Consider the following 12,823-nt stretch of genomic DNA (forward strand, 5'->3'; position numbering starts at 1 on the left):
ACTTTCTTCTGGTGAGATAAACTTATAGTGGGCTAGTACTCCCTTCTAGCTCATCAAATATAGAAGATGGAATGACAATGACTGAATTTGAAAAGATGATGGCGGGCGAAGACTTTGATGGTGGCGACCAGTACATCAATGATACTCGAGACCAAGCGTCGCAACTATTGCAAACACTGAATCAGACCATCGATGGCTCACAACGCAGTGAGTTGTTGCATCAGTTAATGGGAGAGATGCCCGCGAATAGTATAATTCGCTCCCCATTTCACTGTGAATTTGGCAAGACAATCTTTATCGGGGAAAGCACTTTCATCAACATGAATGTCACCATGCTTGATGGAGCAAAGATCAGCATTGGAAATAATATCCTAATCGGCCCTAACACTCAGTTCTACACAGCAAGCCATTCCCTTGATTACCGCAGCCGCCGTCGCTGGGAAACCTCCTGCAAACCCATCACGGTTGAAGATGATGTTTGGATTGGTGGCAATGTAGTGATTAACCAAGGTGTCACAATAGGCGCTCGGTCTGTCATTGCGTCAAACTCGGTCGTAAACTCTGACATACCACCTGATAGTCTATACGGCGGTACACCTGCCAAGCTGATTCGTCATATCCATGAAAATGAGTAAGCAAACTAGCAAAAGCAACCAAGGGGCTTATAACAGCAAAGGGGGCTTAAGCAAGCCCCTTTCTGATCCATACCCGGTGTTTAATAACTGACTAAATCGTTGTTTTCATAATGCTTATAGCCGTTTCTTCCTTGCTCTTTAACCTGATAGAGCGCGCTAGGTAATCAGAGGACCGAATGTTCTCTTGCAGGTGTTTCGTGACAGAGACTAGCACTTCAAAGGCACATCGATCTTTCCTTGGTGACTTTTTGTAATGTGATTAAGTAGTTCAATTACTTTCACTTATAATCAAGAACCGTTCAAAACCTCATCAAATAATAAGAAAAATTTACAAATAATCATTTATATTTAGCAAGCACCTACCAAACTAAATACACATCAAATAAATAACTTATTAATATACCTCCAATCTAACAATAATAATAATCTATCGGTTGTGTATTAATTAACTTGACCAACTATAACCAGGCTATTCTATGTTATAAGACCGCATGATACGATTGTAATTTAAATAACGGATTATGAAAATTCAAAGGAACCACCAGTGGGATTAAAAAACATATCGATCAAGTTAAAATTACAGTTAATAGTATTATTAACTGGAGTGTTAATCATACTTATGAGTGTACTTAGCCTTCTATTACAAAAGGAACAACAGCTATCCGAACGCCGCAATAAACTGGAAGATCAAATAGAGACTGCCGTTTCTCTAGTTGAGTATTATCGAAATCGTAGCGACCTCTCATCACTGCAAGCCCAGCAAATGGCCAAGCAAGCACTATCTTCTCTTCGTTATGAAGACAACAATTATTTCTGGATAACAGACACAGCAAATAACTTAGTCATGCACCCCCTTAGACCAAGTTCTATTGGGAATGATATGACTAATATTCAAGATGGTGCGGGTCAGTATCATTGGCGCGAGATGTCTAGAATAGCCACAACCACTGGTCGTGGTGGCCTTGATTATTTATGGATAGCTCCTAATGGTGAAGAACACGATAAGATCTCTTATGTAAGCTACATAGCTCAATGGGATTGGATCATTGGTTCTGGACTATTTGTTTCCGATCTCGATGACGCCTTTACTGATCAAGTTATCCTTCAAGCGAGCTTGGCTCTTTTCATTTTGTTAATCATGTTTGTCGCCAATATGATTATCGGAAACAGTATCATTAAGCCGATTGATAAGCTGCTTGTTAGGCTTCAAGACATGTCAAACGGAGACCTAACAAACGAAATTAAACTTAACCGTCGCGACGAAGTGGGCCAGCTATCCCAGAGTTTATCCAAATTACAATCAACAATGTTAAAGACTCTGACGCTATCAACTGATACCGCGCTCAAAGCCAGTACCCTATCTCAAAGTATCGCTTCTACTAGTGAGGAGAATGCTTCAAGTATTGCTTCACAAAACTATCAACTTGAGCAGATATCGACAGCCATGACTGAGATGTCGAGCACCATTCAAGAAGTGGGGAGCAACGCCGAGCATACTTCTAAATATACAAACGACGTCGCTCGACTTTCTAAAGACTGCAGCGATAGCATGAACTCAACGTTAGAAGAAGTTACCACCATTTCGAATTCAATAAATGAAACATCCCAATTGATGAACCAGTTAAAACAAGGGGTCGACAATATTGGAGCGGTGGTTCAGGTTATCAACGAAGTCTCAGAACAAACGAGTCTTTTGGCGCTAAACGCTGCCATTGAAGCTGCCCGAGCAGGTGAACAAGGTCGAGGGTTTGCCGTGGTTTCCGACGAGGTACGCAATCTTGCAAGTCGAACGCAAGCCTCAACAGATGAAGTCCAAAAAACAATTAATACATTGTACTCTCAGGCAGATAAGGTAGTGGCGGTGATGGAAGCCAACAATGTAAATATAAACTCCACAGTTGTCGTTGCCAATGAAACGAAAGAAGCTCTCAATAATATGGAAGGAGCTCTCGATCAAACCAATAACATGGTCGCACAAATTGCCGCTGCGGCAGAACAACAAGGCAGCGTCGCGAACGATATGAGTGAAAACGTTTCAACTATACACCTCTCAACTGGAGAAATAAGCCAAGCTACTGAGCACTTGGCAATTCAAATTCAAGAAATGGTGATATTAGCAGAGGAACTCCAACAACAGCTTAATTACTTCAAGTTGAGCTAGAGACTAAAACAGATGCGAGTAGCGAGAATCACTATTCGCATCAACCTTCATTTATAAAACACCACCCCATAAAATTAAAAAATGTTACTCAGCTCACATTAATTCGATCATCAAAATGACAGTAGAGCACCCCATAAACTCCACATTTATTCGGGGCAATGATCATGAGCAAAGATGTGAAGCTCACAATATTACGCGGTGCTCAAAGTAGGTTCATTGCGGCTTTCCGGGGAAAGCCGCTATTATCTTCATAAAGAAGTATTCCGTATCTCGGTATCCATAGCCCATTCTTTTGATTAGCTTAATCTTGTTATTGATCCCTTCCAAAGTACATGTATTTAGATGATATGTAGCTGACGCCACTATCCCATGAAGATAGGGTTTCAGTTTTCTAGCAAAGTCTATGAGCGGTTTGATCCCACTTTCATGGACCTGTTGCCACCACACCTCCCAGAGTTCATTAGTCTGTTTCTCTGAGCTGCAATACCAGAGCTCTTTGAGTTGAGCACCTAGCAAATGGGTCACCATTAAGTCACGATTGACCGCAAGTATCTCATCCAGATAACTCTGTTGCTTAGTGTTTAAGTTCTCTTGATTTTTCAGTAGCACCCAACGGGAGCGTTTGATCCAACGCCGAGCATTTTTGTCATCTTTCAGTTGATTCGCTTGATCAACTCGGACCCTATCCATCACTTCTCGACCAAACTTAGCGACGACATGAAAGAGGTCATACACGATACGTGCATTAGGACAATGAGCTTGGACTTCTAGGTCAAAAGCTGTGTTCATATCCATTGCCACAACTTCGATATTTTGAGCGTATTCTCCAAGATTTTCAAAGAAGGGACGTATGTCCTTTCGTGCTCTACCTAGACCAATCCAGAGCACTTGGTGCGTTTGTGCATCTGCGATAACTGTGGCATAACGATGCCCCTTGATATGGCAAATTCGTCCTTGACGAGTTGACGCAACTGACTCCATGGAACGTCAGGCACCACACGCTTTAAGCGTTGCTTATCCACCTCTTTAATGGTGTGCCAGTGCACACCAGTAAGCTCAGAAATATGCTTGAAGGGTAAAAGTGGTAGTAGTTTTTCAATGTACTCAATCAGTCGGTTAGTGAGGCGAGAGTATGGCTTAACCCAAGAGATAGCTTCAGTTTTAATGCCACAGCTAAAGCATTTGATACGTCGAGTCTGGACGAGTAACTCGACAAGTGTGCCAAGGATCATCGCTTCTTTAAGCGTTCGCCACTGAGTATCGTGGATAGACTCAGAGGCTCTACCGCAAGGGCAGAATGCAATTGAGTCAGGAACTAGGGTGATAGATATTAATGAGTCAGTTTTATGAGACTTTACGATCTGAAAGCCTTCCCAGAATGACGATAGGAAAGTATTATTCGGCATGAAAACGGTAGTCTGTGAAAGGTTGTGTTTGGCGATGTAACCTTACCACTAACTACCGTTTTTGTTTTCAGTTCCCGCTTACCTGCGAAGAACCTTGAATAAGCCCCTTTCTGATCCATACCCGGTGTTTAACAACTGACTAAATCGTTATTTTGATAATGCTTGTAACCGTTTCTTCCTTGCTCTTTTACCTGATAGAGCGCCCTGTCAGCTTCACGAAAAATTCGGCTAAAGGTGTCGATTGAGTATAAAGAAGTTGCTGCGCCAATGCTCAATCGAATAGGAATAGATTTGATTGACAGCGATTGAGTTGCGCTACTTTGAATACGCTCCATAATCTTAATGGCTTCGCTTTCTGAAGTATTTGGGCAGGTAATCACAAACTCGTCGCCTCCCCAACGCGCTAGGTAATCAGAGGACCGAATGTTCTCTTGTAGGTGTTTCTTCACAGAGATTAACACTTCATCCCCAAGTTGGTGCCCATGGGAGTCATTAAAATGCTTAAAGTGATCGACATCAACAATAAGTATCGATGTGTTGCGTTTCTTTTTCTCACCCTTCTCAAGCTCTGTTTGAGTGATTCGCTCGATAGCAAACTTGTTGTAAGCGTTGGTATGAGCATCTCGATTCAACAACTGCTTTTGTCTGCTCAATCTCAACTGAACCCCAATGGCTATCAAAACGATTCCAGCTAAAGCAAGTACATCTCCCAGCAAGAAATCTATGATTTCATGATCATTCAACCAAGGTTGAAACTCTTGCACTTCCTCCATACATTCGAAGACCTTATTCCCCAACAGCAGCAAAAATCCGCCTCTAACTACTGGAACAAATGTCTCGTATCCGACGAAAAATACAAACATAACGACAATAAGCGTTACATACTCAAAGATAAAGCTAGAAAAATCAGCTATATGAAAGAGACAAAAGAACGAGGTAGCAAAGATACCTAACAAGATGGCGACAAATTTATCCATGGGAGGCAATAGAGAATCAATTAAATCGTGACTAAAAATACTAAATCAATAAAAGATATTAATCTATACAAATCACAATGACGAGAATATAAGGTTTATTAACTCAATCACCCGAGCAATATGTGCGAGTACTCACGACTTATTGTCGATTTATCACAATTCAACATCATCTATTTAACCCTTTTAGATAATCCACAATCACATCCGTCAGCTTTTGATTTGAACTTGGTGACAATATATCGCCAGCAAGCAGATGCTGAACATAGTCCTTTGAATGCTCAAAAGGAGTGATTTGATTGTTGGGATTGGTCATTCGATTTGCGTGATAAAGGATTAACTCGGTATCGACAACCCTGTCCTTTGGCGAATAGAGAGTTAATACCGGTACTTCAACATGATCTAGCAATCGCCGCGTGGTTTCTACCGTGCCCATCATGGTCACCAGAGCACGCGAATGATAGGTTTCTGTCCAGTATTTAGCGTGCAGATCATTGCGAGGTTTAAAGCCTCGATACTTTCCAACAACCGAACGTGCAAGTTGTTCACCCCAAGGAAGCAACAGCATTTCACTGTTTGTGTCCTTGGGACCAAAATTTGGTGAGACTAAAATAATGGCCGCAAGACTCTCACTACACCATGGCTGACTTCCTAGCCAAACCGCTAATGTGCCACCTGTCGAGGTTCCGATGAGCACCACTTGCTCACCGAGTTGCTTGGCAAGCTGACAGGCTTCAGCCGCATCACTCAACCAATCTTCGACATTAGGTTCACCCATTGCGTCACTGTCCCTGCCATGGCCGGATAATCGCGTCTCTATCAAGTTAGCACCCAGTCGATTCGCTACCCACTCAGGGACGGGAGCGAGTTCTTGGCGAGAAGATGAGAAACCATGCAAATACACCACGGAATAAGGCGTTTTTTCTACTGAATCATCCTGCATCAGGATTCGCTTTTCGGTTCCATCAATGATACCTAGCGACGCAACTTCACTCGACAAAAATGCTTGAGGAGATGTTGCTTGAGGCTTTATATGATGCTCAACCTGTACCCTTGGCCCAAAAGCGAATACCCCAGACAAGACGATACAAATTAACGCGATGGACTTATACACTATTTATTCCCTTTGCTTTTCAGTGTCAGCGGCAAATTCCTAAATTTATCGCTATCAGAAGCTACTGAATGAATCCGGCTGCGCTTTATCTTGATCCCAACCAGAGAGCTCAATATTAATGAGTGATTTACGTTGTTCGTTACATATCGAAGCGATATTGATAATGGGTAGTTGGCTACGAAATTGCGCGGTAAGGATTAATTTCTTATTCTCACTAAGACCTTGACGGATAAACGTTACGATTGACTGAGTATCAACGTCATGAGCATCTTCCATCACCAGAATGTCGGAGTCGCCTTTGCATTGTTCTAGCAACCAAGAGGCCGCAACTTTTTCGAAACTGGTCAGCACGATAACATCTTTGGATTCAATTAGCGTTTTCAGTTCTGCTTGCATAACTCATCCTTCCTTAAACACAGCACCAATATAACAGCGAATAAGCTATCACGTTGGTTGTGCCTAAACGACCAATGAAAAAATGGGCCGCCGAGAAACTCGACAGCCCATTTGAGATCTAAATTTTAGATATTGTGCTCGAGATTAAAGAGAGCCTAGCTCGTTCGCCGTCAGCATTGCAGAAAGCACTAGCTCAGGTGTAACCACAAATGGCATGTTGTGGATAGTTTCACCCTCTGCACATGATGCTTCCGCTACTTCTAGTAGCTTGTCACGATTGATTTCCGATACACCCATCTCTTTCAGGTTCGTTGGTAGACCCACAGAGCGACAGAAAGTGATCACTTCGTTGATCTCTTCCATTGGAGCGTTTTCAAGTACTAACTGAGTAAGAGTACCGAATGCTACCTTCTCACCGTGGTATAGGTGGTGACACTCTTCTAGCTTAGTTAGACCATTGTGAATCGCGTGAGCCGCAGCAAGACCTGAAGATTCAAAACCGATACCACTTAGGTAAGTGTTTGCTTCAATGATGTTTTCTACTGCAGTAGACGATAGGTTTTGGTCACAAGCAATCTTCGCTTTTAGGCCATCTGCGATCAGCGTTTCGTAACACAGCTTCGCTAGAGCCTGAGCTGAACGTGTTGGTGCACCGCCCGCCATCGTCGCTTTACCAGAAGCAGCATTTGCACGCGCTTCAAAGTAAGTAGATAGAGCATCACCCATACCCGCAACTAATAGACGCGTTGGCGCACCCGCGATGATTTGCGTATCCATGATCACCATGTTCGGGTTGCTCGGGTACAGCAGGTACTCGCTGAATTCACCTTCTTCAGTGTAGATTACTGATAGCGCACTGGTTGGTGCGTCAGTAGATGCGATAGTCGGTACAACAACCACAGGCAGTTTTGAGTAGAACGCCATTGCTTTCGCTGTATCCAGTGTTTTACCACCACCGATACCCACGATCACTTCTGCACCAAATGCGTTCGCTTTTTCAATTAGACGCTCAATTTCAGGACGGCTACATTCGCCACCGAACTGCTCTAGAGATAGTTCTACATCCGCTTGGTCACAGCTTGTTTGTACTTGAGCGCCAACCAGCTCAGCTACAAAACCGTCTGCAATTGCTAAAACCTTAGTACCAAGTGGTTTCACGTATTCACCGATGCTGCCTAGCACATTTGCGCCTTGTACATATTTGCTTGGTGAAATGATGATCTTATCCATGTAGGGCCTCTTAAAATTTGTAAGTTATTGGTTTTTATATGGGTCTTACGACCTCTTTGTATCTGTATGTGGGCATTTCGCCCTTAGGAACACCTTCATATAACCAGTAAAATAAAATCCACACAGTGAGCAAGGACACATTTGTGTAAACGTATACATGGATAATTTATCAAATTTGAGCCATGTCACTTTTCTGTCGATTTTTGTCATATATCTTACAAATAGAAGCCCAGTATCAGGAAGCATAACCTGAACCCTACTTAAACTTTCGAATAAGAAGTACTAATAATGAAAAAACTAATCAATCGCGTAGAAGACGTTGTGTCTGAACAAGTCGAAGGTCTTGTTCTCGCTCACCCAGAGCTAAAACTAAACACGGATCCATACTTCATCTATCACGACAAGAATCAAGGCAAAGTATCCTTGGTATCAGGTGGTGGTTCTGGTCACGAGCCTCTGCACGCAGGTTTCATTGGTGAAGGCATGCTAACCGCCGCTTGCCCTGGCGCAGTATTCACGTCTCCAACGCCAGATCAAATGATCGAATGTGGTAAAGCTATTCCAAACGAGGAAGGCGTGCTTTACTTCATCAAAAACTACACTGGTGACGTACTGAACTTCGAAATGGCAGTAGAAATGCTGCACATGGAAGGCATCAAGGTTGGTTCTGTACTGATCGATGACGACGTGGCAGTAAAGGATTCAGCGTACACAGCAGGCCGTCGTGGTGTAGCAGCTACGGTATTGATCGAAAAGATCGTTGGCGCAGCAGCACAAGCAGGCAAAGACATTGATTACTGTGAACAACTGGCAGCAAAACTGAATAACCGCTCTCGCTCATTTGGTGTTGCTCTTTCTGCATGTGTGGTTCCGGCAAACGGCAAGCCATCTTTCACGCTAGAAGATAATGAAATGGAGTTTGGCGTAGGTATCCACGGTGAAGCGGGCATTGAGCGCCGCGAATACAAAGATGTCGACACTACCACTTCTCAGATGCTTGAAGAATTAATGGGCTCTCAGCCTTACACTCGTACTATCCGCACTTGGGATCGTGAAGCTGGCGATTGGGTAGAAAACGAAGTCACTACCGAAGAATTCAATACTGGTGATGACCTAATCGTATTGGTTAACGGCCTAGGTGGCACACCAGAGTCTGAGCTATACGGCGCTTACCGTAAGGTTCACAAAGAGATCACAGAAGCTGGCTTCAACATCGCAGCCTCACTGGTCGGTGATTACTGTACATCACTGAACATGGAAGGCTTCTCTATCACTCTTCTAAAAGCGGACAAAGAAACACTAGACCTTTGGAACGCACCAGTAAATACACCTGCTCTACGTTGGGGTTGCTAATATGTCTGAGATTAACAAACAACACATCCTTACTTGGCTAAACAACTGTGGTGACGTGTACGCACAAAACCGCGATATGCTGACGGAACTAGACGCTGCGATTGGCGATGCTGACCACGGCCTAAACATGGATCGCGGCTTTGCAGACGTAGTATCTAAGCTGCCAACGGTTGAAGACAAAGACATCGGTACTATTTTCAAAACCGTTGGCATGTCGCTACTAAGCAAAGTAGGCGGTGCTTCAGGCCCACTTTACGGCACATTCTTTATCCGTGCAGCAAGCAAAGCAAACGGCAAAGAAGCACTGACACTGGCTGAGTTCACCGACGCGCTACAAGCGGGTGTGGATGGTGTAGTAAGCCGTGGTAAAGCAAACCCAGCAGACAAGACAATGTGTGACGTTTGGTGGGACGTGATTGCAACGTCAAAAGATTGCCTAGAGCAAGGTTCGACGGTATCTAACTCGCTAAGCGCAATGGCGATTTCTGCAGAACAAGCTGTTGAGAAAACGGTACCTATGATCGCGAAGAAAGGTCGTGCAAGTTACCTAGGCGAGCGCAGCGTTGGTCACGCAGACCCAGGTGCAACCTCCACCAAGCTTATGATTCAAGAGCTTAGCAACGTGGTGTGTGAGGCGTAATCTATGGTTGGTATTGTCGTTGTATCCCATAGCGAAATGCTTGCTAATGGGGTCGTTGAACTGGCTAACCAAATGACTCAAGGCCGCTGCAGCATTGCAGCGGCTGGCGGTATTGATGATCCAGAAAATCCAATCGGCACCGATACGATTCGTATCATGATGGCGATTGAAGAGGTCTACGATGACTCCGGTGTATTGGTGCTGATGGACATGGGTTCTGCCCTGCTCAGTACCGAAACCGCACTTGAACTGCTAGACCCAGATATGCTCGACAACATTGCGCTTATCTCAGCACCGATTGTTGAAGGTACTATGGCTGCAAGTGTTGCAGCGTCGGCTGACTTACCGCTTTCAGCGGTAATTGAAGAAGCACGTGGTTGTCTGGCAGCAAAGCAAGAACACCTGGGTGATGTTCAAGAAACAGCATCTACTTCAGAAGTTGAGTCAGCACTAAGTGCTGAAGCTTTGAGCTTCTCATGGCTTGTGAAAAATCCACATGGCCTGCACGCTCGTCCTGCTGCCTCTATCGTTGGCGCGCTTGCCGGTTTTGAGTCTCAAATTCAACTAGAACGAAATGCCGATAAAGCGAATGCGAAAAGCCTAAATTCGATTGCTAAGTTGGCAGTGAAATGTGATGAATCGATCACCTTCTATGTCGAAGGGAGTGATGCTGCTCAAGCACTACAAGCGATTGAAAAATTGGCGCATTCCCACTTTGGTGAGTCGGTTGATGCTCCGATAGTCAGCAAAGAAACCGAGCTGCCTCAGACTCACGTCGCCATTGTGGATGGCGCAATCTGTGGTATCCCTGTTTGTGATGGTATTGGCATTGGCGAAGTGATGTTCTTCGATAATCTGATGCCAGAGATCCCGCAGCGTACATTCACCACTGTTGAACAAGAAAAGCAAATTCTCAAAACCGCTATCGACAACACATGTTCTGCATTAGCTGGTCAAAAAATCGAAGCGGAGAAGACGCTAGGTAAAGAACACGCCGAAATCTTCCAAGCTCATCAACTCATGCTTTCTGATCCTGATTTAATCCTTGTATTGGAACAGCGCGTTGAAGATGGTTCTACTGCAGAGATTGCGCTTAAAGATGGATTGACTGCATTGGCGGATGAATACCGTCGATCTGACAGTGAATACATGCGTGAACGTGAAGCTGATGTGTGGGATGTATTGCGCCAAACACTGCTCAGCTTCGATGGTATCTCAGAAAAAACCATCAACTTTGCAGATAACACAGTCGTTGTCGCGCATGATCTATCACCCTCTCAAACTGCTCAGTTAGACCCAACCAAAGTTGTCGGTATCTGTTTAGAATCTGGCGGGAAAACCTCTCACAGTGCCATCATTGCTCGTGCAATGGGTATCCCGGCAATCGTGAAGGCGCAAGGCATTCTGAGCAATGTTAGCGAGCAGCAAACCGTGGTGGTTGATGGTGGTCGTGGCCAATGTTGGTTAGATGCTCAAGCACCGCAAGCACAAGCTCTGGTTTCTGAGCGCGAGGCGTGGCTAGAAAAGCTAAACGCACAGAAAGCGGCAGCCCACCAGTCAGCGACAACACAATCGGGCCAAACCATTGATGTATTGGCAAACATTGGTGGCCTTGCTGATGTGAAAGGCGCACTTGAATCTGGCGCGGAAGGTGTCGGGCTATTACGCACCGAGTTCGTGTTCCAAGCAAGTGATGCTTTGCCAACGGAAGATGAACAGTTTGAGATCTATCGTGATATTGCAGCGGCAATGCAGGATAAACCTCTAACCATTCGTAGCCTAGATGTCGGTGGTGACAAGCCACTTCCAACCTATCCAATGGCTGTGGAAGAAAACCCATTCTTAGGTCTACGTGGTGTACGTCTATGCTTAAGCGATCACGCGTTGTTTAAACCACAGATCAAAGCAATTCTTCGTGCTCATCAGGTTCAACCAAACATTCAACTAATGATCCCAATGATCGCAACCGTTGAAGAGTTGGTCGAATCTAAGCGTCTCATTGCTGAGTGCAGACAAGAGTTAGGGTTAGAGGAAAGTAAACTGCGCGTTGGCATCATGATTGAGGTGCCAGCAGCGGTGCTCAATGCAGAAGCCTTAGCACAAGAAGCGGATTTCTTTAGTATTGGTACCAATGACTTAACGCAATACGTGATGGCGGCTGATCGTGGTAATACAGCAGTCTCTGAACTTGTGGATTACAATCAACCAGCAGTGCTAGCAGCAATCAAAGCAACGTGTGATGCGGCGAAGAAATATGACATTCCTGTGAGCATGTGTGGTGAGATGGCGGGTGATACCAAGGTTACTCAAACACTGATCGACATAGGTGTACATAAGCTGAGTGCGAGTGGTTCACTATTGCCTGCATTAAAAGCAACGATTCGCGAGCTCTAGTTATCTAGTTAAGTTAGAACGTAAGATCAAAGCCGTAGCTATTTAGCTGCGGTTTTTTGTTTGTGCGTTACATAGGGGTGTACCTAGGTGACGAGCAAACGTCATCAAGTATAGGTTTGTTTAAATAGGAGTTCTTACTAGGTAGGAATTTTAACTGCCCTTCCGTGTGAGGTTTCACTGAGGGCCGCTGATCGCGGAGAATCTACTGTTCGGATTCAAGCCACGAGAATTAAAATGTATTAAGTATCGGTTAAGAGTATTAAACCCAAGCTAAGCTGAGTAGCAAAACTGGTACTGCAACAACCGCTGTCATTTTAACTAGAGAAAGAATTTCACGTGCTAGTGCAACAGTTTTCTTCTCAACTAGAGGTTGAACTTGGTCGTTTGTCATTGTGATTGCATTCATCAATCTGTTCCTTTCTTTCAGTTTTATGGGGATATTCGTGAAACTAGTCACAATATTACCCCCACCCATCCGTAAGTCAACAACAGAATGTCATTTAAATGACAATAATAGACA

At 44.3% G+C, this 12,823-nt stretch carries 10 protein-coding genes and 1 pseudogene; 5 read left to right on the forward strand and 6 right to left on the reverse strand.

All coding sequences use genetic code 11. The features are described from left to right. Positions 1–77: 77 nt before the first annotated feature. The gene (locus tag DPF91_RS02075) at positions 78–635 is read left to right on the forward strand and encodes a sugar O-acetyltransferase (protein ID WP_117232771.1); all 558 of its coding nucleotides are present in this window, start codon (positions 78–80) and stop codon (positions 633–635) included. Positions 636–1,179: 544 nt separating this feature from the next. Next, complete coding sequence (locus DPF91_RS02080; protein WP_241033740.1) at positions 1,180–2,796, forward strand: methyl-accepting chemotaxis protein; 1,617 nt, start codon at positions 1,180–1,182, stop codon at positions 2,794–2,796. A gap of 213 nt (positions 2,797–3,009) precedes the next feature. On the opposite strand, the pseudogene DPF91_RS22380 reads toward DPF91_RS02080, so the two are convergent. The 5 genes and pseudogenes from DPF91_RS22380 to DPF91_RS02110 all read right to left on the reverse strand — a co-directional run bounded on the left by DPF91_RS22380 (position 3,010) and on the right by DPF91_RS02110 (position 7,916). Further along, a pseudogene (locus DPF91_RS22380) lies at positions 3,010–4,202 on the reverse strand (ISL3 family transposase). A 128-nt stretch (positions 4,203–4,330) separates the two neighbouring features. Then, positions 4,331–5,179 carry a GGDEF domain-containing protein gene (locus DPF91_RS02095; protein ID WP_117232773.1) on the reverse strand — a complete coding sequence of 283 codons (849 nt, stop codon included), beginning with the start codon at positions 5,177–5,179 and terminating at the stop codon, positions 4,331–4,333. A 166-nt stretch (positions 5,180–5,345) separates the two neighbouring features. Continuing rightward, positions 5,346–6,290, reverse strand: a complete 945-nt coding sequence (locus DPF91_RS02100) for an alpha/beta hydrolase (protein WP_117232774.1) — start codon at positions 6,288–6,290, stop codon at positions 5,346–5,348. A 54-nt stretch (positions 6,291–6,344) separates the two neighbouring features. Beyond that, positions 6,345–6,686, reverse strand: a complete 342-nt coding sequence (locus tag DPF91_RS02105) for a hypothetical protein (RefSeq protein WP_117232775.1) — start codon at positions 6,684–6,686, stop codon at positions 6,345–6,347. 144 nt (positions 6,687–6,830) lie between these two features. Continuing rightward, positions 6,831–7,916 (reverse strand): glycerol dehydrogenase, encoded by a 1,086-nt coding sequence (locus DPF91_RS02110; protein ID WP_117232776.1) that lies wholly within the window; start codon positions 7,914–7,916, stop codon positions 6,831–6,833. Between the two features lie 288 nt (positions 7,917–8,204). Here DPF91_RS02110 and dhaK point away from each other — a divergent pair, with 288 nt between their 5' ends. From dhaK to ptsP, 3 genes are read left to right on the forward strand one after another with little or no spacing between them, the layout of a single operon-like run. Beyond that, positions 8,205–9,269: a dihydroxyacetone kinase subunit DhaK gene (dhaK, locus tag DPF91_RS02115; RefSeq protein ID WP_117232777.1), complete on the forward strand. Its 1,065-nt coding sequence runs from the start codon at positions 8,205–8,207 to the stop codon at positions 9,267–9,269. 1 nt (position 9,270) lies between these two features. Next, positions 9,271–9,909 carry a dihydroxyacetone kinase subunit DhaL gene (dhaL, locus tag DPF91_RS02120; RefSeq protein ID WP_117232778.1) on the forward strand — a complete coding sequence of 213 codons (639 nt, stop codon included), beginning with the start codon at positions 9,271–9,273 and terminating at the stop codon, positions 9,907–9,909. A gap of 3 nt (positions 9,910–9,912) precedes the next feature. Then, complete coding sequence (ptsP, locus tag DPF91_RS02125; protein ID WP_117232779.1) at positions 9,913–12,303, forward strand: phosphoenolpyruvate--protein phosphotransferase; 2,391 nt, start codon at positions 9,913–9,915, stop codon at positions 12,301–12,303. Positions 12,304–12,562: 259 nt separating this feature from the next. Here ptsP and DPF91_RS21995 read toward each other — a convergent pair whose 3' ends face one another. Then, the gene (locus tag DPF91_RS21995) at positions 12,563–12,709 is read right to left on the reverse strand and encodes a hypothetical protein (RefSeq protein WP_164683995.1); all 147 of its coding nucleotides are present in this window, start codon (positions 12,707–12,709) and stop codon (positions 12,563–12,565) included. Between the last annotated feature and the right edge of the window lie 114 nt (positions 12,710–12,823).

The sequence above is a fragment of the Vibrio maerlii genome (assembly GCF_003415655.1).
Taxonomy (GTDB): domain Bacteria; phylum Pseudomonadota; class Gammaproteobacteria; order Enterobacterales; family Vibrionaceae; genus Vibrio; species Vibrio maerlii.

Coding starts and splice junctions, on each gene's coding strand:
- DPF91_RS02095 (WP_117232773.1), bottom strand. CDS start 5,179: ATGGATAAATTTGTCGCCATCTTGTTAGGTATCTTTGCTACCTCGTTC.
- DPF91_RS21995 (WP_164683995.1), bottom strand. CDS start 12,709: ATGAATGCAATCACAATGACAAACGACCAAGTTCAACCTCTAGTTGAG.
- DPF91_RS02105 (WP_117232775.1), bottom strand. CDS start 6,686: ATGCAAGCAGAACTGAAAACGCTAATTGAATCCAAAGATGTTATCGTG.
- dhaK (WP_117232777.1), top strand. CDS start 8,205: ATGAAAAAACTAATCAATCGCGTAGAAGACGTTGTGTCTGAACAAGTC.
- DPF91_RS02075 (WP_117232771.1), top strand. CDS start 78: ATGACTGAATTTGAAAAGATGATGGCGGGCGAAGACTTTGATGGTGGC.
- DPF91_RS02110 (WP_117232776.1), bottom strand. CDS start 7,916: ATGGATAAGATCATCATTTCACCAAGCAAATATGTACAAGGCGCAAAT.
- ptsP (WP_117232779.1), top strand. CDS start 9,913: ATGGTTGGTATTGTCGTTGTATCCCATAGCGAAATGCTTGCTAATGGG.
- dhaL (WP_117232778.1), top strand. CDS start 9,271: ATGTCTGAGATTAACAAACAACACATCCTTACTTGGCTAAACAACTGT.